The 20,907-nt window shown below is 58.0% G+C and carries 15 protein-coding genes; 9 read left to right on the forward strand and 6 right to left on the reverse strand.

Annotation, left to right across the window (positions count from 1 at the left end):
- Positions 1-2: 2 nt before the first annotated feature.
- The 4 genes from galU to smc are packed head-to-tail and all read right to left on the reverse strand — an operon-like array spanning position 3 to position 7,672.
- Entirely contained in the window at positions 3-869 is an 867-nt protein-coding gene (gene galU, locus Q1J43_RS06360) for a UTP--glucose-1-phosphate uridylyltransferase GalU (RefSeq protein ID WP_301101572.1), read from the reverse strand.
- A complete protein-coding gene (gene ligA / locus Q1J43_RS06365) occupies positions 866-2,896 on the reverse strand; it encodes an NAD-dependent DNA ligase LigA (protein ID WP_301101573.1) in 2,031 nt (676 codons plus the stop codon). Before ligA ends, galU begins: the two co-directional genes overlap by 4 nt.
- Before the next feature lie 16 nt (positions 2,897-2,912).
- A complete protein-coding gene (locus Q1J43_RS06370) occupies positions 2,913-4,163 on the reverse strand; it encodes a cell division protein ZipA C-terminal FtsZ-binding domain-containing protein (RefSeq protein ID WP_301101574.1) in 1,251 nt (416 codons plus the stop codon).
- Between the two features lie 8 nt (positions 4,164-4,171).
- Positions 4,172-7,672, reverse strand: a complete 3,501-nt coding sequence (gene smc / locus Q1J43_RS06375; protein ID WP_301101575.1) for a chromosome segregation protein SMC — start codon at positions 7,670-7,672, stop codon at positions 4,172-4,174.
- Between the two features lie 129 nt (positions 7,673-7,801).
- Between smc and queF the strand changes: the two genes are divergently transcribed.
- Together queF and Q1J43_RS06385 are read left to right on the forward strand one after the other, a co-directional pair.
- Complete coding sequence (gene queF / locus Q1J43_RS06380; protein ID WP_301101577.1) at positions 7,802-8,221, forward strand: preQ(1) synthase; 420 nt, start codon at positions 7,802-7,804, stop codon at positions 8,219-8,221.
- A gap of 4 nt (positions 8,222-8,225) precedes the next feature.
- A complete protein-coding gene (locus Q1J43_RS06385) occupies positions 8,226-8,960 on the forward strand; it encodes a UPF0149 family protein (RefSeq protein WP_301101578.1) in 735 nt (244 codons plus the stop codon).
- Between the two features lie 21 nt (positions 8,961-8,981).
- Here Q1J43_RS06385 and Q1J43_RS06390 read toward each other — a convergent pair whose 3' ends face one another.
- Positions 8,982-12,131 (reverse strand): EAL domain-containing protein, encoded by a 3,150-nt coding sequence (locus Q1J43_RS06390; protein ID WP_301101580.1) that lies wholly within the window; start codon positions 12,129-12,131, stop codon positions 8,982-8,984.
- A 195-nt stretch (positions 12,132-12,326) separates the two neighbouring features.
- Positions 12,327-13,220 carry a DMT family transporter gene (locus tag Q1J43_RS06395; RefSeq protein WP_301101581.1) on the reverse strand — a complete coding sequence of 298 codons (894 nt, stop codon included), beginning with the start codon at positions 13,218-13,220 and terminating at the stop codon, positions 12,327-12,329.
- Between the two features lie 51 nt (positions 13,221-13,271).
- Here Q1J43_RS06395 and dapC point away from each other — a divergent pair, with 51 nt between their 5' ends.
- From dapC to Q1J43_RS06430, 7 genes are all read left to right on the forward strand, one after another.
- Positions 13,272-14,480, forward strand: coding sequence for a succinyldiaminopimelate transaminase (dapC, locus tag Q1J43_RS06400; RefSeq protein ID WP_301101582.1), 1,209 nt, complete (start codon positions 13,272-13,274; stop codon positions 14,478-14,480).
- A 10-nt stretch (positions 14,481-14,490) separates the two neighbouring features.
- Positions 14,491-15,312 (forward strand): 2,3,4,5-tetrahydropyridine-2,6-dicarboxylate N-succinyltransferase, encoded by an 822-nt coding sequence (dapD, locus tag Q1J43_RS06405; protein ID WP_301101583.1) that lies wholly within the window; start codon positions 14,491-14,493, stop codon positions 15,310-15,312.
- Positions 15,313-15,348: 36 nt separating this feature from the next.
- Positions 15,349-16,530 (forward strand): PilT/PilU family type 4a pilus ATPase, encoded by a 1,182-nt coding sequence (locus Q1J43_RS06410; protein ID WP_301101584.1) that lies wholly within the window; start codon positions 15,349-15,351, stop codon positions 16,528-16,530.
- Positions 16,511-17,653, forward strand: a complete 1,143-nt coding sequence (dapE, locus tag Q1J43_RS06415; RefSeq protein WP_301101585.1) for a succinyl-diaminopimelate desuccinylase — start codon at positions 16,511-16,513, stop codon at positions 17,651-17,653. The genes Q1J43_RS06410 and dapE overlap by 20 nt, the downstream gene beginning before the upstream one ends.
- A 1-nt stretch (position 17,654) precedes the next feature.
- A complete protein-coding gene (gene prmB / locus Q1J43_RS06420) occupies positions 17,655-18,548 on the forward strand; it encodes a 50S ribosomal protein L3 N(5)-glutamine methyltransferase (protein WP_301101586.1) in 894 nt (297 codons plus the stop codon).
- Positions 18,549-18,778: 230 nt separating this feature from the next.
- Complete coding sequence (locus Q1J43_RS06425) at positions 18,779-19,237, forward strand: cache domain-containing protein (RefSeq protein ID WP_301101587.1); 459 nt, start codon at positions 18,779-18,781, stop codon at positions 19,235-19,237.
- Between the two features lie 27 nt (positions 19,238-19,264).
- Positions 19,265-20,896 carry a methyl-accepting chemotaxis protein gene (locus Q1J43_RS06430; protein ID WP_301101588.1) on the forward strand — a complete coding sequence of 544 codons (1,632 nt, stop codon included), beginning with the start codon at positions 19,265-19,267 and terminating at the stop codon, positions 20,894-20,896.
- The last annotated feature ends 11 nt before the right edge of the window (positions 20,897-20,907 follow it).

Genomic DNA, 20,907 nt, shown 5'->3' on the forward strand with positions numbered 1-20,907 from the left:
GCTCATTTCAGCTTAGTTAGATAGTTTGAAAACGCGGCGCCGACTTCCGGATGGCGCCGACCAAAATCTACGGTTGCTTGCAGGTAGCCCAGCTTGGAACCACAGTCAAAGCGCGCTCCCTGATAGCGATAGGCAAGAACCTGTTCTTCGAGAAGCAGCGAGGCGATGCCGTCGGTAAGCTGAATCTCGCCGCCGGAACCCTGTTTGACATTCTCCAGATGGTGAAAAATACGTGGCGTCAGAATGTAGCGACCGACCACCGCCAGAGTCGACGGCGCAAGGTCGGGAGTCGGCTTTTCGACGATTGCGTCGATGCGTTCGACGCGATCGGCGACAAAGCTCGACTTGACGATGCCATAGCTCCCGGTCTCGGCACGCGGCACATCCAGAACACCCAGCACCGAGCAGCGGTAGTCGTCGTAAATATCGGTCATCTGCTTCATGACGGGCGGATCGCCGTCGAGCAGATCATCGGCCAACAATACGGCAAAAGGCTCGTCACCGATCACCGGCCTGGCGCAAAGCACGGCGTGACCGAGGCCAAGGGCTTCCGACTGGCGGATATAGATGCAGTTGATGTGTCTTGGTAAAAGATTCTGGACAAACCTAAGCATTTCGGTCTTGTTCTTGAGTGCCAGCTCACTTTCGAGTTCATAGGCCTTGTCAAAATGATCCTCGATGGCCCGCTTCGTGCGTCCAGTAACAAAAACCATTTCGCTGATGCCGGCCGCAACCGCTTCCTCAACCGCGTATTGAATCAGTGGCTTGTCAACGATCGGCATCATTTCCTTCGGACTGGCCTTGGTGGCCGGCAGAAAGCGTGTACCGAGACCGGCAACCGGGAACACTGCTTTAGTTACTTTTTTCATTGGACTGGAGTCTCATGCGCTAACAGGGTTTGCAATTGTGCCTCATTGATCACCGTCACGCCCAATTCCTGCGCTTTTTCAAGCTTGGAACCCGCTTCCGCTCCGGCAAGAACAAAATCCGTCTTCTTCGAAACCGATCCGCTGACCTTGCCACCGGCCGCTTCGATCAAGGCTTTGGCATCCTCCCGCGCCAGCGACGGCAGCGTTCCGGTGAGTACGAACACCTTGCCGGCAAGAGCTCCAGCGGCAGACAGCAGAACTTCACTTTCGCTCCAAGTGACACCCGCCGCACGCAGTTGCGCGATGACCTCAAGATTATGCGGCTCAGCGCAGAATTGGCGCAGACACTGCGCCACCACCGGGCCGATATCATTGACCTGCAACAACTGGTTTTCATCAGCTGCGAGAACCCGGTCAAGGGTGCCAAAGTGACGCGCCAAATCGCGGGCGGTTGTTTCGCCGACATTTCGAATGCCCAACGCATAAATGAAGCGCGCCAATGTCGTCTGCTTGCTTTTCTCGATGGCGGCGAGCAGATTGCTGGCCGATTTTTCAGCCATGCGTTCGAGACTGACCAGGGCCAGCAGCCCCATTTTGTAAAGATCGGCGGGGGTTTGCACGATAGCGTGATCGACCAGTTGTTCGACGAGCTTATCACCCAACCCCTCGATATCCATGGCTCGACGCGAGGCAAAGTGGATCAGCGCCTGCTTGCGCTGTGCCGGACAAAACAGGCCGCCGCTGCAACGCGCCACCGCTTCATCCTCGGCGCGCACCACCTTCGACCCGCAGACCGGACAGGACTTCGGCATAATGAACTCGGTCGCCAATAGCGGTCGCTGCTCGGGCAGTACCCGAAGCACTTCCGGAATCACATCGCCAGCCCGCCGCACAATGACGGTGTCACCAACACGAACATCCTTACGCCGTACCTCGTCCTCGTTGTGCAAGGTGGCATTGGTCACCGTCACGCCACCGACGAAAACCGGCGCCAGCCTGGCCACGGGCGTCAGCGCGCCGGTACGGCCAAGCTGAACATCGATCGCCAGCACCTGGGTGCTCGCTTCCTCGGCCGGGAACTTGTGCGCGATGGCAAAACGCGGCGCCCGCGAAACAAAACCGAGACGCTCCTGCCCGGCCAGATCATCGAGCTTATAGACCACGCCATCAATAGCGTAGGGCAGCGTTGCCCGCTGGGCACCGACGCTGGCGTAATAGTCAAGCAGCCCCGTAACACCGCAAACGCAGCGCCGCTCTGCCGCGACAGGGAAACCCCAGCCAGCCAGTTGGTCGAGCAGCGCCGAATGAGTAGGCGGCAGAACGGCCCCTTCGCCCCGATCAAGCGCGCCAATCCCATAGGCAAAAAAACGCAGCGAACGCCTGGCGGTAATACGCGAATCGAGCTGGCGTAGGCTGCCGGCAGCGGCGTTGCGCGGATTGACGAATTCCTTCTCGCCTTGGTCTCGCTGGCGGGCGTTGAGGCGATCAAAATCGCTGCGCAACATCAGCACCTCGCCGCGCACTTCCAGCAGGCGCGGCCAGCGATTGCCCTGCAGCCGTAACGGCAGGTTGCCGACAGTGCGCAGATTGAGCGTAACGTCCTCGCCAGTACTGCCGTCACCGCGCGTCGCACCGCAGGTAAAAATGCCTTCTTCATAGGTCAGCGCGACGGCCAGGCCATCGAACTTGGGTTCCGCCGAATAGGCCACCTCGCCAACCATCCCCAGCCCTTCCCTGACCCGACGGTCAAAGGCCCGTATCTCGTCGTCAGTAAAAGCGTTGTTCAGCGAAAGCATCGGCGTGCGATGGGCCAGTGACTTAAACTCGGGCAGAGGTGCGGCACCGACCCGTTGCGTTGGCGAATCAACGCTGACCAGTTCAGGATGCGCCGCTTCAAGCGCCTGCAATTCGCGAAACAGGGAATCGTAGTCAGCGTCGGCAATCAGCGGCGCATCGAGGACGTAATAGCGATGATTATGCCTCTCGATCTGGGTCCGCAATTGAAGGACACGTTCGCCATCGCTCATGCGCAAAAATCCAGGCTCAGGAAAACAGGCGCCGCGTCAGCGGGCCGCCAGCCGGCAGGCCTTGTGCCGCCATCATCAACTGATACTGCCCGACCTGACGCCGGATCGGCTCCAGCGCACCTTCGGAAAGCGGACGCCGATTGTCATCAACCAATGCGCCGCGCAAGACATCGGCGAAACGTCGCGCCAGATCGACCATCTGGTTGAACACCCGTTCGCCGTGAGCAACGCGCGGCACATCAAGCAGGAAGGTGATGCCGTGGGTACTCATGGTCTTCATTGAATCAACTGAAAAACCTGACACTTCCTGGTTGATCAGCACGTAAAGCACGTTGCCGTCGTCATCACAGCGCACAAAACGTCCATCGGCATCAATCACCATGCCCGCCGCCTCGGCCAGCGCGCGCAGCTTGGTTCCGGGAAAAACCTGTGCCTGACTGATCACATTGATACCGATCTGGATGTCGACACTGGCACAAAAAGCGTCGAGTTTCGCTGCCTTATCCAGCGCCGGTTGACGTGTTGGCAGATCGGCAATGGCCATCAGCTCATCAGCCAGATCCTGCATGGCAATGTGAAAAACCGACAGATCGTTGTCGCCCAGCGGGCCCCGACGGTCTACCAATTGCAGGCCGACCCGGAAGCGGCGGTATTCACTCCGGTCATCATCGATGATTGGTTCCCACTCGCGAGCAAGCTCGTTATAAGCAATCCAGTGCACGGGTTTGCGGATGCGCGCCAGGGCGGCGCGCTGCGCTTCGAGGATGTGGAAGGACGGTGCCGGCTCTACGGCTTCAAACGCAGCGACATAATCGATCAGTGGAGAAAGCAAATGAAGCGGCTCGACACTATCCTTTGCTTCGTCAGGGAGGCGCATCCCAGGCGTGCTAACGGTCGGCTGCGCAGCAGGAACAACAAGCGGTTCGGGCGCAGCAGCCCGCATCGCCGGAAGAAGGTCAGGCTCCTGCGGCGGCTGATCAACGCTAAACACGGGCTCGATACGTTCACTGAAGGGAGCCATCATGCCTCTGGCATGAGCGACCAGTGGCGGTGAAACGATGGTTGCCGCCATAGTCGTGTTCGCTTGCGCGTCGACTGCCGGTGCCAAGGCGGGTTCCATTTCGTCGAGCAAAACATCGGCGTGCCGTACGTTCAACAGTTGTTCCGCAAACTTGCTGTGCCGGTATTCCTGCCATTTGTTATAGGCCAGCACAGCAACAACGGCGGTGGCTCCCAAGCCAATCAATCCAATTTGCAGTTCGGTCATTATTTTTCCTAAACGATCTGCTCTCGCATGCGCAACGCTTCGTCCATATCCACCTCAACGATGCGCGAAACCCCGGACTCCTGCATCGTCACGCCAACGAGTTGCTGCGCCATTTCCATGGCGATCTTGTTGTGGCTGATGAATAGAAACTGGGTATTGATCGACATGCGTTGCACCATCGCGCAAAAACGTTCGGTATTGGTATCGTCCAGCGGAGCGTCCACTTCGTCAAGAAGGCAGAATGGCGCCGGATTGAGTTGAAACATCGAGAATACCAGGGCAATCGCGGTCAGTGCTTTTTCACCCCCGGACAAGAGGTGAATCGTCGAATTCTTCTTGCCCGGCGGTTGCGCCATGACTTGCAGGCCGGCGTCGAGAATTTCCTCGCCGGTCATGATCAGTTTGGCTTCACCGCCGCCAAAGAGGATCGGGAACAGCTCACCGAAGCTGCTGTTGACCGAGTCAAAAGTCGTCTGCAGCAGTGCACGCGTTTCACGGTCAATGCGGCGAATAGCGTTTTCCAGCGTTTCCATGGCCTGCGTCAAGTCTTCCGACTGTGCGTCAAGGTAGCCCTTGCGCTCGCGAGCCGATTCAAGCTCGTCGAGTGCAGCGAGGTTAACCGCGCCGAGCGTTTCGATCGATCGTTGCAACGCGGCAATGGCATTTTGCAGCGGGATGGGGCGGGCACCGGGCAAATCGCTGAGCAGGCTCTGCTCATCGGCCTTGGCTTCGAGCAATTGCGCTGCAAGCTGATCATAGCTAAGGCTGGCGGCCTGCTCCTTCAACTTGATTTCGCTGATCCGCTCGCGCCAAGGGTCGAGACTGTGCTCAAGCTTCATGCGCTGCTCTTCCAGACCGCGCAACCCGGCCGTTGCCGCTTCCAGGGCATCGCGCACCGCCGCCAGCGCCTGTTCGCGGAAAACCCGCTGTTCAAGCGCGTCCTGAAGTTTCGGTTCAATATCTTCGGCGTGCATGGCTTGCGCGTTTTCGGTGCAGCGCGCCAACTCGTCAACGATGCGTAAAATCTGCTGGCGCGCCAAATCGCGGCTGCGGCTGATTTCCTCGATCTTGCTGCGACACTCGCGTTGTGCGAACTGGGCTTCGCGCAGTTCGCGTTCGACCGCATTGACCTGTTCGCGCTCGTCGCGCAGCGCCCGTTCGGCCTGCTCGAAAGCAGCTCTGGCCGTCCCCATGACTAGCTGCAGCTGATGTATCTGCTCGCCCTGAACTGCAATGGCCTCGTCAGCAACGAACAGGCGCTCGTTTTCGCCCTCTTCCTCGCTGGCCATCTCGGCCAGGCTCTCGTCGATCTGCGCCTGCCGTTCACGGAAGCGATCGAGCGCCTGCGCCAGTTTGAGAGTTTCAACCTGGATGGCGTGAGCCCGCTCTTGCAGTGCCTCGATTTCCTGGCGTGACTCGTGGACTACGTTCTGCACGTCGACCATGCGCATTTCGATTTCGGCCAGCCTGGCCTGTTCCTGCGCAACCCGCTCTTCGCGCTGGGCAATGGCCCCGCCGAGTTCCTCGATTTCGCGCTGCCGTTCCAGCAGGCCATGCTCTGCGGCGTCCGGGGCAAACAGCGTGACACTCTGCCGGCTGACCACATCGCCCCCCGGCGTGACACAGCAGGCGCTGCTGGACAGATCAGCGCGGCGTGCCAACGCGGCGGCCAGATCAGGCGCGGTGAATACCTCGCCAAGCCAATCAGCAAGAATGGCGACGAGTTTCGGGTCGTCACAACGAATGCGCGCCAGCAATCGATCGGCAGCAAAGTTCGCCGTCGCGCCGTCGACCGGCAAGAGCAGAGTCAGTTTGCTGCCCGGACGATCGCGGCTCCAGGCCGGGTCGGCCACTTCAGCGGCGAGGGCGCTAATCCGCTCGCGCAGCACGGCCTCGACGGCATCCTCCCAGCCGACCTCGACATGCAGTGCCTTCCACAGCGGCTGTCCCTTGTCGAGCCGGTGCCGATGCAACCAGTCTGCCAGTTTGCCATCGCCCTGCACCCGCTTTTGCAATTGCTCGAGCGCAGCGCGACGGGCATGGGCTTCGGCGCGTTCCTTCTGGACATGCTGTACTTCGGCCAGCACTTCACGGCGCTGTTGTTCAAGCTGGGGCAGCTCTTGCTGCTTGCTGACCAGCGCCTCCTGGGCGTCGACGATGCGTTCGCGCAATTGCGCCAGTGCTTCCTGCTTGAGCTCGAACTCGCTACCGTCGGGCGCCGGCAACGCCTCACGTTCCTGTGCCAAGCGCTGGCGACGACCGGCAATGATTTGCAGCGAACGCTGGGCATGGCCGCGATTGGCCTGCTCGACCTGCAAACGCTGTTCGGTCTGGGCAAGAACGGCACGCTGGCGATTGACTGCGTCCTGGGCGCTGGCGTGTGCTTCCTCGGCCAGCGGCAGGCGTTCCTGCTGGGCGGCCAGACGCATTTCTCCTTGCTCAACGCGCTCATCGGCAAGCGCCGACAAATCCACCCAACGCGCGTGGTCCGCCTCGAGTTTTTCGAGTTGCCCTTGCCAGTGCAACTGGTCATCGGTAAGTTGCGCCAGTCGGGATTCATACTCGCGCTGCGATTCACGGCGATGACGAATTTCGGCTTCAAGCCGCGCCACTTCGGCATTGGCCGTAAACAGTTCGCTTTGCGCGCCATGCACGCCGTCGCTGGCGGCAAAATGGCTTTCTCGCGCTTCTTCAAGCCGTGCTTCCGTTTCACGCAGAGCCGCATTTTGCGCCTCGAGTTCGATCAGCGCCCGCTCGAACTCTCGTCCCAGACGTTCGCGTTCGGCCAGCGCCTCATTGCGCCGCAGCAGGCATAGCACTTGCTGCTTGCGCGTCAGCTCGCCGTTGTAGTCACGATACTGCCGGGCCACTGCCGCCTGCCCTTCCAGGCGCTCCATCTGAACGCCAAGTTCGAGCCGGATATCCTCGACACGTGTCAGGTTGTCGCGCGTATCGGCGATCCGGTTTTCGGTTTCCTTGCGCCGTTCCTTGTATTTGGTGACACCGGCGGCCTCTTCGAGAAAAACACGCAGTTCATCAGGCCGGGCCTCGATGATGCGCGAGATCGTTCCCTGTCCAATGATGGCGTAGGCGCGTGGCCCGAGACCGGTACCGAGAAACAGGTCGGTGATGTCTTTGCGCCGAACGTGCAGGTTATTGATGTAGTACTCGGACTGCCCGCTGCGCGTCAGCAGCCGTTTGACCGACAGCTCGGCGTATTGCGACCACTGTCCCGCGATTCGACCGAGCGAGTTGTCAAAAACCAGTTCAACCGCCGCCCGCGACACCGGCTTGCGCCCACCGGACCCGTTGAAGATCACGTCCTGCATCGACTCGCCGCGCAACTCCGAAGCTTTCGACTCGCCAAGCACCCAGCGCACGGCGTCAATGACGTTGGATTTGCCGCAGCCATTCGGGCCGACCACACCAACGAGTTGCCCGGGCAAGGAAATCGTAGTTGGATCGACGAAGGACTTGAAACCGGCAAGTTTGAGTTTTGTCAGACGCATTTAATGGAACGCAGCCTGGGTGGCTGCGTGGATAGGGGTTCCCGGAAGCATTGCATGACGCCGCACTGGCTGCATTCGGCGCTTATAATAACATTTTGCCAGCCCTATTCGTTTGAACCCGGACCATTGATGACCACCCAGCCCGCCAAGACCCTCGAAACTTTCCCCAACCCGGCGCCGCAGCGCGACTTCCAGATCCACATGGAGATCCCGGAATTCACCTGCCTGTGCCCGAAGACCGGCCAGCCGGACTTCGCCACGCTGATTCTCGACTATATTCCGGAAAAAACCTGCGTCGAACTCAAGAGCCTCAAGCTTTACATCTGGTCTTTCCGCGACCAGGGCTGCTTCCATGAGGCAGTGACCAATCGCATTCTTGACGATCTGGTCAAAGCCACCAAACCGCGCTTCATGCGCCTGACCGCCAAGTTCTTTGTGCGCGGCGGGATCTTCACCAATGTCGTCGCCGAACACCGCAGCAAGGGATGGAAACCGGCGGCCAAGGTCGAACTGGCAGAATTTTCCACCCAATCCAACAGCCGAGGCTGAAACCATGACTACCCCATTGCAGGCCCAACTCGATGACCACCAGCTAGACCGCCTGGAGACTCTGCTCGACGACCCGGCTTTGCAGGACGCCATGCGCCTCGACGAAATTCAGGGCTATCTGTGCGCCGCCCTCTCCGGTCCGCAGCCGATCCCCGAAGAAGACTGGCTGGCCGATGCCCTGGGCAGCGAAGAAGCTCTCGCCAGCGATGCCGGACGCGAAGCCGCCGAACTGCTGCGCGCCTTTGCCAACGCTCTGGAAGACGAACTGGCTGCGGGTAAGCCGCCAGTACTCCTGCTTTACGCCAAGGAAGGCGATGAAAACGGTCCCAGCGACTACCTCCCCTGGTGCCAGGCCTATCTGGCTGGCGTCGACGCCGCCGAAGACGACTGGTTTGAGTTTCTTGGCGAAACCGAAAACGGCGGCGACGAAGAAAGTGAAGATATCCGCGAAGAAATCAGTTACCTGGATGAACGCCTCTTTCCGTTGATGGTGCTCACCGGCGAAGCCGAAGGCGCCGCCCGCGAGCACGGCGAGGAATGGCCTGAAGGCAAGGAACTCGAGCAGGTGGAAAACGACTGCGAGGAAGAATTGCCGCAGGCGGTGACCGACATTTATCGCTTCTGGCTGGCCAAGCGCGGCACCCAGACCATCCGTCGCGACGAACCCAAGGTCGGCCGCAACGACCCCTGCCCCTGTGGCAGCGGCAAGAAGTTCAAGCTGTGCTGCGGGGCGAGTTAGCGACCCTCTGATGTTTTCAGCTTATTCGCGCTCGATAAAAGCCTCGAACTCGTCCAGCGGCAAGGGCCGGCTGAACAGATACCCCTGATAGGCGTGGCAACCCTGTCGCGCCAGAAAGTCGCTTTGCGCCTCGCTTTCCACCCCCTCGGCGATCACTGTAAGCCCCAGGCTCCCAGCGAGAACAATGACCATTTTTGCAATCGCGGCATCATTGGGGTCGGTGAGTATCTCCTTAACGAAACTGCGGTCGATTTTCAATTGATCGAGTGGAATGCGTTTCAAGTACGAAAGCGAGGAGTAACCCGTACCAAAATCATCGAGCGAGAAACCGACCCCCCTGGCTTTGAGTGCGTTCATTCTGGCGATGATCTCGTCCTTGCCATCGACCAGCATACTCTCGGTCAATTCGAGCTTGAGCCGTTGTGGTGGAGCTCCAGTCTGTTCGAGCACCGCCAGAACCTGGTCGACAAAATCAATCTGGTGGAGCTGGCGGGCGCTGACATTCACCGCCAACGTCAGATGGGCCTTCTCCGGTCGTGTGGCCCAGGCTGCCAGTTGAGCACAGGCGGCTTGCAAAACCCATTGACCGACGGGAAGAATCAGCCCGGTTTCTTCGCTCAAGGGAATAAATTCGTCGGGTAAAACCAGGCCGCGTTCCTTATGCTGCCAGCGAATCAGTGCTTCGGCACCGATCACACGGCCACCTGAATCAAGCTGTGCCTGGTAATAAAGGTGAAACTGGTTTTTCAAAACCGCTTCACGCAAACCGGTTTCCAGCACGGCGCGCGCCGTGACCACGCTCTGCATTTTCGGGGCGAAGAATCGCAAAGCGTTGCGCCCTGCTGACTTGGCCTGGTACATCGCCAGATCTGCCCGCTGCAACAGTTCTTCAACAAGCGCCTGACTGTCGGAAAACAGGGTAATGCCGATGCTCGCCGTACTTTGATAGGCACAACTGGTGAGCTGAACACTCTGGCTGAGCGTAGCGAGAATTTTTTCGCCAACCATTTCAGCCTGCTTAGCGGCTTCCTGCGCGCGCTCACTCAGGTCCTCAAGCATCACCACGAATTCATCACCGCCCAGGCGGGCCACGGTGTCGCCCTCACGGACACAAGCGGTCAGACGCTGGGCGACCTGTTGCAGGAGCAGGTCACCCTGGTCATGACCATGGGTATCGTTGAGCGTCTTGAAGTTATCAAGATCGATGAACAGCAACGCCCCTTGCCGTGGATGACGCGAGCGGCTGACCAGCGCCTGCCCGAGCCGGTCAATGAGTAGCCGCCGGTTGGGCAGACCAGTCAACTGGTCATAAAAAGCCAGTTGCTTGATCTCGTCCTCAGCCCGCTTGCGCTCGGCGATGTCGCGCACGACGGACAGAATCCACTGCTGGCTGCCGATTTGTGCGAAGCGAAGACTGACCTCGACCCAAAAAACGCGCCCGTCGCTAGAGCGCGCCTGCCAGTCAAAAATCTGTGGCCCCTCGCTGCGCGCCAGGCGCATTTTTTCGTTGGCTTCGGCTAAGGAATAGGGAGGCGAGCCCTGGCTCAGATCACCAACATCGACGGCCAGAGCCTGTGCACGGGAAAATCCGTACATCTCGCACATACGCAGATTAACATCGATGATATGTCCGGTTTCGGCATCGTGTATGATAATAGCATCGTTGACGGTATTGAATATCTCGCGAAAACGACTCTCGCTTTCAAGCAAGGCCTGCTCAGTCAACTTGCGCTCGTTGATGTCAGCAATCACACCAACCAGGCCACGGTTTTCACCGTTGGCGTCATGGAAACGCTTTCCCGTCAGATGCCCCCAGAACGCACTCCGGTCAGCGCGCCAGTACAGCCGATGCAGATCGACCGATTGGACTGCGCTAGCAATCAAGGCTTGCATTTTCTTGCGCCCGAGTTCACGCTCCGATGGGTGTATAAGAGCGACGTATTCTTCTCCCACCAGTGCGTCGACCGACAATCCAAACATCTCGGCCATGCGCTGGTTGGCTTGAGTGATGCGACCGTTCAGGTCGACCAAAAAAATGGCCACGCTTGATGTATCAAGGATTTGATTAAGTAAAGCTTCCCGTTGTGCCAGGGTTTCCAGCAAACGATTGAAACCACCGATCAGTTCGCCGATTTCATCCTTCCGGACAACGGGCAGGAGTTGCAGGGGCTGCTTGGTATCTGATAGTGCGGCCAGCGTTTTCACCGCAGCAAGCATCGGGGAAAGCTGTCGCCGCAACATCCACCAGCTCAGGATGCCTGCCAGCAGAGTCAACATGATCGTGGCCATCAGCATGCGTTGGCGCATCTCTTGGATCGGAGCAAAGGCATCGTCGGTATGCATCGAGCTTGACACTAACCAACCTGACACGGGTACGGCTTTGACCGAGGCAAGGACCTCAACACCATATTGATTGACGTAGACGGCGGAACCTTCATAGCCCTCGACAAAGCGGTCGATGGCCGGAACAACTCCAGGCTCGGGGAGCGTTCTCATGATTCGACTACGATTTGAAGAGGTAACTATCAATCGGTACTGCGGGGCTATCAGCGTATACCCATCGGTTATACCGAAGCGGACTTCGGTGATTTGATCGAGGAAATTGGCCGTACTCAGAATGGTTATTCCTGCCAAGGCACCGACCACCTTGCCAGCCGCATTGCGTATCGGAACTGCCATGACAAAAACCGGGGCCTTCGATTGCCTGCCAATGACCGGTCGGCTAATTGCTGGCTTACCCGCCTTAAGCGCAGTGATGATGTAATCCCTGTCGCTATAATTGATACCGAGCCGCCCTGCTGACAGGGGAAAATCGGCAATGGCTATACCATCGAGCCGGGCGGCATAAACACCTGCATTGAACAGAACATGCAGATCCAGCCGCTGCTCAAGCAGTGCCTGCATGGCCGCCGGCCCTTGCTGAAGTGTGCTCGCAGATAGGTCGGCAACCGTTGCCAGGGCCTCGAGCCGGCTCACAAGCTCGCGATTCAGCTGAGCGGCCACCATCGTCACCGTCGAGAACTGTTGCTCGCCCAACTGGTACTCCACGGCCCTGCGCATAACCTGGCTGGCATAATACGAGAGCGCCCACAAGCTCCCCATGAAGATGAGCAGCGTGAAAAGAGTCACTCGCGTCTTGAGTGAGCGCCACGGAAAAACAGTACAGCTCATTAAAATCATCTCGCCGTTAATGGTAACTTACGTGCTCCGATGAGACTTCATGGCCTTCCCGCTGAGCGGAACGAGTGCAACAGTGCGATGTGAACTGTACATGCTGAACATAGAGACTGTCCCAATTTATCACTTTCAAAGGGGGCTGCATTGTCATGCCATTTTCCCTCTGGCCGCCCTGCCCCCGGGTTCTGACTAGCCATCAATCTCCATCCTCGCTGAAAACACGCTGGCCGCGACAATCATCGCGCCACCCACCCATTCGCGCAATCCCGGTGCTTCGTCGGCGAGTAACCACGACGAGAGGGCGGCAAAACCGACTTCGGAAAGCATGATGACAATCGCCCGATTGGCGGCAATCCTGGCAAGGCCATACTGGACGAAAAGATTGACTACCACCAGCACACCACCGATCATGGCGATCAGCAGCCAGGCCGAGGGTGCGGCTGGAATCTGTGGATCCCCGATCCCACTCAACAGCAGCACCCCGCCGACCAGCACCACCCCGGCAAAAGCCACCATCGCCTTGATTTCGATGCTTACCCCCCGCGCCTGGCGGGAAAGCACATTGAGCAGGGCAAAGGAGAACCCGGCGCCCAGCCCGAACCAGTCGGCAACATCCCTTGGCACTGGCAGACCGATCCGCGGCTGCCAGAGCATGGTCGCCGCACCGGCCAATGACAGGGCAATGACGAAAATGCCAAACCGGTTGAGCCGCTCACCGAGCAGCAGCCGCGAGAGCAGTACGGTCCACAGTGGCGCCAGATAGAACAGCAGCAGTACGCGAACCACTTCGCCATTCAAGGTCGCCAGGACATAGCCGAGGTTACAGCCGGCCGAGGCCAGCCCCAGCCAAAGGAGTCCCCACGACAACGAAAATGCAGCAAGCGAACGGCGAAAAAACCAGAGTCCGAGAACAAAAGCCACGGCGTAGGTCACCGTCGAAGCGAGAACGCCGTCGACTCCGGCATCGCGCAAAATCCGGTAGGGATACCAGATCAGCCCCCAGACCAGCGCACCGACAAGGAGTGAAAAAACGGCAGCACGCGTCTCTCGCCTGCTGGCGCGGCTTGCTTGACTTTCCGCCATCAGGCGATGCCCCGTATAATCGGCCGTTCAATCTCAATTCGTGTGCACATCGTGAATCCCTCCCTCAGCAAACTGCATCCCTACCCATTCGAAAAACTGCGCCAGCTTTTTATCGGCATCACGCCGAATCCGAATCTGCCCGAGATCAAGTTATCGATCGGCGAACCGCAACACGCCACGCCGGGGTTCATCAAGGAGGCACTGATCGCCGGCCTGCCCGGCCTAGCGAACTATCCTACCACGCTGGGGGTGCCCGCCCTGCGCCACGCTATCGCTGACTGGATGGCACGACGCTACGACCTGGCCGGAATCGACCAGGAAACACAGATCATTCCGGTCAACGGCTCGCGCGAAGCCCTGTTCGCCCTGACGCAGGCGGTGATCGACCCGTCACGAGGTTACCAGCCGCTGGTCGTCAGCCCCAATCCCTTCTACCAGATCTACGAGGGCGCGGCCTATCTCGCCGGAGCCGATCTACGTTTTCTCAATACGCTGCCTGAAAACGACTTTGCTTTTGACTATGACAGCCTCTCCGACGAGGAATGGCGACGGGTTCAACTCTTTTTCGTCTGCTCACCCGGCAACCCGACAGGCAAGGTGCTTGATCTTGACGACTGGAAAAATCTTTTCGCGCTCTCGGACAAATATGGTTTCATCATCGCCTCCGACGAGTGCTACTCGGAAATCTTCTTTGACGAAGATAAACCGCCGCTTGGCGGCATGCAGGCGGCGAAGCTGCTCGGCCGCAGTTTTGACCGTCTGGTCATGCTCTCCAGCCTGTCGAAACGTTCCAACGTGCCGGGCATGCGTTCCGGTTTTGTCGCCGGCGATGCGGCCATCATGAAGCCCTTTCTGCTCTACCGCACCTATCACGGAAACGCCATGAGTCCGGCCTTGCAGGCCGCCAGCATCGCCGCCTGGAAGGACGAAGCGCACGTCGTCGCCAACCGCCGCCAGTATCAGGAAAAATTTGCCGCTGTCGAGCCGCTGGTGTCTGCAGTGCTGGGCACGGCGATGCCCGATGCCAGTTTCTACCTGTGGGCAAAAGTTCCGGGGACCGATACGCCGCAGTCCGACACCAATTTCGCCCGTGCCCTGGCTGCCGACTATAATGTGGTCGTTCTGCCGGGCAGCTTTCTCGCACGCGAGGCAAGAGGGATCAACCCGGGCGCCGGTTTCGTGCGCATTGCGCTGGTCCCGCCGCTTGCCCAATGCCTTGCCGCAGCGGACCGAATTCATCAGTTTGTTTCAAAACTCTAGGAAATACACTATGCAGCAATTCCAGCAGATCATCGAAGAAGCCTGGGAAAACCGTGCTTCGTTGCAAGCTGGCAGCGCCCCCGCCAAAGTGGGTGAAGCCGTCAGCACCGTTCTTGCCGAGCTTGACGAAGGGCGGTTGCGTGTCGCCGAAAAAATAAACGGCGAATGGATCACCCATCAGTGGCTCAAGAAGGCCGTTCTGCTTTCCTTCCGCCTTGAAGACAACCAGTTGCTCGACGGCGGCCCGATGCGCTTCTTCGACAAGGTGCCAACCAAGTTCGCCAACTACGACAGCGAGAAATTCATTCGCGGTGGCTTCCGTGTCGTTCCGCCGGCCACTGTTCGACGCGGCTCCTTCATCGCCAGGAACGTGGTATTGATGCCCTCCTACGTCAACATCGGCGCCTATGTCGATGAAGGCACGATGGTTGACACCTGGTCCACCGTCGGCTCCTGCGCCCAGATCGGAAAAAACGTTCACCTTTCCGGCGGCGTCGGCATCGGTGGCGTACTCGAGCCCCTGCAGGCCAATCCAACAATCATTGAAGACAACTGCTTCGTCGGCGCCCGCTCGGAAGTCGTCGAAGGGGTGATTGTCGGTGAAGGCTCGGTGATTTCGATGGGCGTCTATATCGGCCAATCGACCAAAATCTACGACCGACAAACCGGCGAAGTCAGCTATGGCCGCATCCCGCCAGGCTCGGTCGTTGTTTCTGGCAATCTGCCGACGCAAGACGGCAGTCACAGTCTCTATTGTGCCGTAATCGTCAAGAAGGTCGATGCCAAGACGCGCGCCAAGACCAGCATCAACGACCTGCTGCGCGGCGACTGATTTTTTCCTCATCTTCCCGACCCCGGCGGAGGCCACATGATTCTGGACAAACTTTTCCTGTTGATGGCAGAAAAACAGGCTTCGGACATTTTCATCTCCGCCGGCGTAGCGATCAACATCAAAATCCAGGGCAATACGGTTCCCGTCAATCAGCAGAAGATGGATCCGGCGATGGTCGAAAAAATTGCCTTCGAAATGATGTCGCCTGAACAGATCGCGATCTTTGAAGCGACGAAGGAGATGAACCTCTCCTTCAGCGTTCCCAACGTCGGCAATTTCCGCGTCAACATCTTTCGCCAGCGTTCGTCAATCTCGATCGTGGTGCGCTATATCCTCGGCAATATCCCGGAACTTGAGACGCTTAACCTGCCGCCGGTGCTGGCTGGTCTGATCATGGAAAAGCGCGGTCTGATTCTGATTGTGGGTTCGACCGGCTCGGGAAAATCGACCACCATTGCGTCCATGCTCGATCACCGCAACGCCAACCGCAGCGGCCACATCCTGACCATTGAAGACCCCATCGAGTTTCTCTTCAAACACAAAAAATCAATCGTCAACCAGCGCGAACTGGGCATGGATACCCTAGGCTGGGAACCCGCGCTGAAAAACGCCATGCGTCAAGCACCCGACTGCATCCTGATCGGTGAAATCCGCGACAAGGAAACCATGCAGGCGGCCATTGCCTATGCCCAGACCGGCCATCTATGCCTGGCCACGCTGCACGCCAACAACAGCTATCACGCGCTCAACCGCATCATCAATTTCTTCCCGCTGGATAGTCGAACCTCGCTTTATCTCGATCTTTCAGCCAGCCTGAAAGCCGTCATCTCGCAGCGTCTGGTCAGAAAACATGACGGCAAACGAACGCCGGCCACTGAAGTTTTGCTTAATACCCGTCACATTCAGGAGTTGATCGAGCGCGGCGAAATTCTGGCCGTCAAGGAGGCCATGGAACAAAGTCTGGCCCCGGGATCGCAGACCTTCGAGCAGGATCTTTTCCGCCTGTATAGGGAAGACACCATCTCGCTTGACGAAGCATTAAGCAATGCCGACTCGCCAACCAATCTCTCCTGGCTGATCAACAATTCCGAAATCACCAGCAGCTCACAGCGAGAAGATGAGCATAATGAAACCCCCATCGATTTCGGGGAAACCAGTTACGGCGGAACCTCCTTCAAGGAGTTCACGCTCAACCTCGATGACGACTATGCCAAGTGACGCCACACTGAGCCTCACCGAGCAGTTGATGGCCTGTCGTTCGCTCACTCCGGACGATGATGGATGCATGACCATCATCAGCGCCCGTCTGCAGCGCCTGGGCTTCGAGTGCGAGTATTTCAATCGTTCCGGCGTCACCAACCTGTGGGCGCGCCGCGGTTCGGCGAGCCCGCTCTTCTGCTTTGCCGGACATACCGACGTGGTGCCAGCTGGACCGCCCGCACAGTGGCAGAGCGCCCCTTTCCAGCCGACGCGGCGCGACGGCCTGCTCTACGGACGCGGCGCGGCAGATATGAAAGGCTCGCTGGCGGCCTTTGTTACCGCTAGTGAAGCCTTCGTTGCTGATCATCCGCAACACAGTGGATCAATTGCCTTCCTACTCACCTCCGATGAGGAAGGCGACGCGGTGGACGGCACCGTTGCCGTCATCGAGGCGCTTGCCGCGCGCGGCCAAACCATCGACTACTGCATCATTGGCGAGCCCACGGCAGTCAGTCAGTTCGGCGACACCATCAAGAATGGCCGACGCGGCTCGCTATCCGGCAAGTTGACCGTCAAAGGCATTCAGGGTCACATTGCCTATCCGCAACTGGCGAAGAACCCGATTCACCTGGCGGCGCCGGCCATTGCCGAACTCGCCAACTGCGTATGGGACCAGGGCAACGAATTTTTCCCGCCAACAAGCTGGCAGATTTCCAATATCCACGGCGGCACCGGCGCCGGCAACGTCATTCCGGGCCAGGTGGACATCCACTTCAACTTCCGCTTTGCCACATCCAGCACGCCTGAAGATTTACAGGCCAAAGTCAATGCAATCCTGCTGCGCCATGAACTCGATTACGACCTGGTGTGGACACTGGGCGCCAAACCTTTCCTGACCGGCCGTGGTGCACTGGTTGATGCCTCGCGCGCGGCAATCCGCGAAGAAACGGGGCTGCTGGCCGAACTGTCGACCAGCGGCGGCACCTCCGATGGCCGCTTCATCGCCGACATTTGCCCACAACTCATTGAAATTGGCCCAGTCAACGCGACCATCCACAAGATCGACGAATGCATTGAAATTGCTGCCCTGGCGAAGCTTTGCGCCGTCTATCGCCGGATTCTTGAGAAGCTTTTGCCCTGACATGTTTGAACAAGCCCAAAACGAACTCTCCACGCTGCGCGATCTGATGCGGTTTTCGGTCAGCCGGTTTTGCGAAGCCGGGCTGTTCTTCGGCCACGGCACCGACAACGCCTGGGACGAGTCAGCCTATCTTCTGCTGCACACCCTGCACTTGCCACTCGATCGTCTGGAGCCCTTCATGGACGCTCGCCTGACCAGCGACGAGCGGGCTGCTGCACTCAGAATGATCGAACGACGCATCAGCGAACGTCTACCTGCGGCTTACCTGACCCACGAGGCCTGGCTCGGCGATTGCCGTTTCTATGTCGATGAACGGGTCATTGTTCCCCGCTCGCATATCGCCGAACTGTTGCGCGAACAACTCAGCCCATGGATTGACGACCCCTGGGCGGTAGGCAGCGTACTGGATCTTTGCACCGGCTCCGGTTGCCTGGCCATTCTTGCCGCCAACGCTTTCCCTGAAGCCAGGGTCGATGCGGTCGACCTTTCGCCTGGCGCGCTCGCCGTGGCCCAGCGTAATGTTGATGACTACCGGCTTGGCTCACGCCTGCGGCTCATCGAGTGTGACGCCTTTAGCGGAATAACAGGGCAACGCTACGACCTTATCATTTCCAATCCGCCCTACGTCAATGCCGAGTCAATGGCTGCCCTGCCCGAGGAATATCGACGCGAGCCGAGGCTCGCACTGGCCAGCGGCGAAGATGGTCTCGATTTCGTGCGCATCATTCTGAGGGAAGCGCCCGGCCACCTCAATCCGAACGGCATACTGATTGTCGAAATCGGGAACAATCAGAACGAACTGGAACTGGCGTTCCCGGAAACCTCGTTCACCTGGCTCGACACCAGCGCTGGCGACCAATATGTCTTCATGCTGCGCCGCGAAGATCTGGTTTGAAAATACGAAAAAAATAACCACAACGAACACGACGAGCACAACGAAAAACAGAGACTTTGTGAGTGAAACATAAAGGCGCACGGACCACGATATGGAAAAGACTGAAAGACTGACAGACAGTTTGATTTTTTTTATCAACACGGTATTCTGCGCATGGTGCGTGGTGCTTGATGGTGTTAATTTTGCGGCCTGCGTATTTGGTGATCAACTTTAATATAGCGGAGGAAGATATGTCTTATCTTGGTAAATTTTTTCTGGTACTTGGTATCGCTGTCAGTATCGCAACGAGCGCCCTAGCTTCGGACAAGGGAACGGCGAAGGAAGCTGAGGCGATGGTTGCCAAGGCACTAGCCGAAGTAAAAGCCAATGGCATTGAAAGTTCGACGAAAACCTTTAGCGACCCAAAGTGGCGTGACCGCGATTTATATGTGTTTGTTGGCAAATTCGACGGGACTATCATCGCCCACGGAGCCAATGCAGGGCTAATCGGAAAGAACCTTAACGAGTTGAAGGATGCCGATGGCAAGACCTTCGTTCGGGAGATGGCGGAGGTTGCCAAGACGAAACAGAAGGGGTGGGTTGATTATTATTGGTCGAATCCGACGACCAAGAAGGTTGAGCCCAAGTCGACCTACGTAACTGCTATTCCGGGTCAAGACGCATATGTAGCCGTAGGCATCTACAAATAAAAGTAACCCGAATAGCCAGGACAGATCATGAGTTTGAATCTCCGAATTGGGACCAAGCTGGTTCTTTCGCCGGCCATTGCCTTGCTTTGCCTGCTTCTGGTGGCAATCACCTCTTATATCAGTTTGCGGCAAGCAGCGAGTACGCTTGAAGACATGGTGATACGTCGTGCGGTCCATAGCCGGATCTCCATGCAGGCAGGAGCGGAAATTCAGCGCATTCAAGCAAGAACGTTCGAAATTCTCTCTTCTAGTGCGTCTGATGTTCCGGAAAGAATCCAGAAACGGCTGCTTGCCGAGCATTCAGAGATGCTTGGAAGCGCAGGCGAGGAAATTGAACGTCTGGGAAAATCTGACAAGCTCAGCATTGAAGAGCGTGAACTGCTGAAAGGCATTCCGGAGCGCCTGGCTGTTTTTAAACGCACGACAAAGGAAGCGGTTGAAATGGCGGTAATCGACTACGCCGCGGGTGTCACCATGGTCAGTCTCGCGACCACGGAATTCGAGAAGCTTCAGAAGCAGTTTGCAGACCTCGTGGAGTTAGAGAGCCGCCTGTCACAAGCGGCCTATGAAGAAGCAAAGGCATCCGCTAATGCGGCAAATACACTGCTCATAGCGATCAGCGCCATTTCCCTCGTGTTATCCGGGCTGGTTTTGGTTTTAGTCCACAAAAACATTCTCGGAGAAGTAGAGGTCGTTCGGTTTGGCTCTACCAAATTGACCGACGGCGATCTCACCTACCGTGTTGTCGTGCCCAGCAAGGATGAGCTCGGTGAGACCGCAGGAGCGTTCAATAGCTTGATAGAAACCTTCCAGAAGGTGCTGCGCGGAGTTGTCACCAGCGCCGAGGCCGTGTCCAATACCAATCAGTCGCTGTCGGAAATTACAAGCGCAGTGGCGCAGGGGTCCAGCCGTCAATCAGAAGCGGCTCAGGCTGTGGCTGCGTGCATGCAGGAACTCGCCGTGGCAATCGCCTTGATCTCTGACAATGCGCAAGGGGCCAAGGAAACTGCGAGGCAAAGTCTTGATCACACCAAAGCCGGGGTTGCCGCAATGGAAGAACTTTCCACTGAACTTGATTCCGTCGACCAGGCCGTAAATGCCATCAACAATTCTGTCGGTCAGTTCGTCACGAGTACGGAGAGCATCGTCAATCTGACCAAGCAGATTCAAGACTTGGCCGAGCAGACCAATCTGCTCGCGTTAAATGCTGCCATCGAGGCCGCGCGTGCCGGAGAACAGGGGCGAGGATTCGCTGTAGTGGCCGACGAAGTTAGAAAACTTGCCGAACGCTCCTCTTCGGCTGCGCACGATATTGACGCAGTGACGCTCTCCCTTGGTCAGCAGTCTGGAGGAGTCTCCAAATCGCTACAGCAAGGCGCCTCGGCTCTGAAAAGCAGCAAATCCCATATGTCTTCTGTTAAAAACACCTTGTCGAAAGCAAGCATCGCGGTCGAGCAATCCACGCGGCGCATGGATGAAATCGCGGTAGCAGTCGCTGAGCAGAGTCAAGCAAACAATAGCGTTACTCAAAATATTGAACAGATCGTGCACATGGTAGATGAGAACAATCACGCCATCGAACGTGCCGTCGAAGACTCCCGGAATCTGGCCGAACAGGCTGGACGGCTGCAAACGGCAGCGGCCCAGTTCAAGGTCTGATGGTTTAGAAT

Origin of the sequence: Propionivibrio sp., from assembly GCF_029255185.1 — a bacterium.
Lineage (GTDB): Bacteria > Pseudomonadota > Gammaproteobacteria > Burkholderiales > Rhodocyclaceae > Propionivibrio.

Coding starts and splice junctions, on each gene's coding strand:
- Q1J43_RS06385 (WP_301101578.1), top strand. CDS start 8,226: ATGACTACCCCATTGCAGGCCCAACTCGATGACCACCAGCTAGACCGC.
- Q1J43_RS06370 (WP_301101574.1), bottom strand. CDS start 4,163: ATGACCGAACTGCAAATTGGATTGATTGGCTTGGGAGCCACCGCCGTT.
- dapE (WP_301101585.1), top strand. CDS start 16,511: ATGACGACTATGCCAAGTGACGCCACACTGAGCCTCACCGAGCAGTTG.
- ligA (WP_301101573.1), bottom strand. CDS start 2,896: ATGAGCGATGGCGAACGTGTCCTTCAATTGCGGACCCAGATCGAGAGG.
- queF (WP_301101577.1), top strand. CDS start 7,802: ATGACCACCCAGCCCGCCAAGACCCTCGAAACTTTCCCCAACCCGGCG.
- dapD (WP_301101583.1), top strand. CDS start 14,491: ATGCAGCAATTCCAGCAGATCATCGAAGAAGCCTGGGAAAACCGTGCT.
- galU (WP_301101572.1), bottom strand. CDS start 869: ATGAAAAAAGTAACTAAAGCAGTGTTCCCGGTTGCCGGTCTCGGTACA.
- Q1J43_RS06430 (WP_301101588.1), top strand. CDS start 19,265: ATGAGTTTGAATCTCCGAATTGGGACCAAGCTGGTTCTTTCGCCGGCC.
- smc (WP_301101575.1), bottom strand. CDS start 7,672: ATGCGTCTGACAAAACTCAAACTTGCCGGTTTCAAGTCCTTCGTCGAT.
- Q1J43_RS06425 (WP_301101587.1), top strand. CDS start 18,779: ATGTCTTATCTTGGTAAATTTTTTCTGGTACTTGGTATCGCTGTCAGT.
- prmB (WP_301101586.1), top strand. CDS start 17,655: ATGTTTGAACAAGCCCAAAACGAACTCTCCACGCTGCGCGATCTGATG.
- Q1J43_RS06390 (WP_301101580.1), bottom strand. CDS start 12,131: ATGAGCTGTACTGTTTTTCCGTGGCGCTCACTCAAGACGCGAGTGACT.
- Q1J43_RS06410 (WP_301101584.1), top strand. CDS start 15,349: ATGATTCTGGACAAACTTTTCCTGTTGATGGCAGAAAAACAGGCTTCG.
- Q1J43_RS06395 (WP_301101581.1), bottom strand. CDS start 13,220: ATGGCGGAAAGTCAAGCAAGCCGCGCCAGCAGGCGAGAGACGCGTGCT.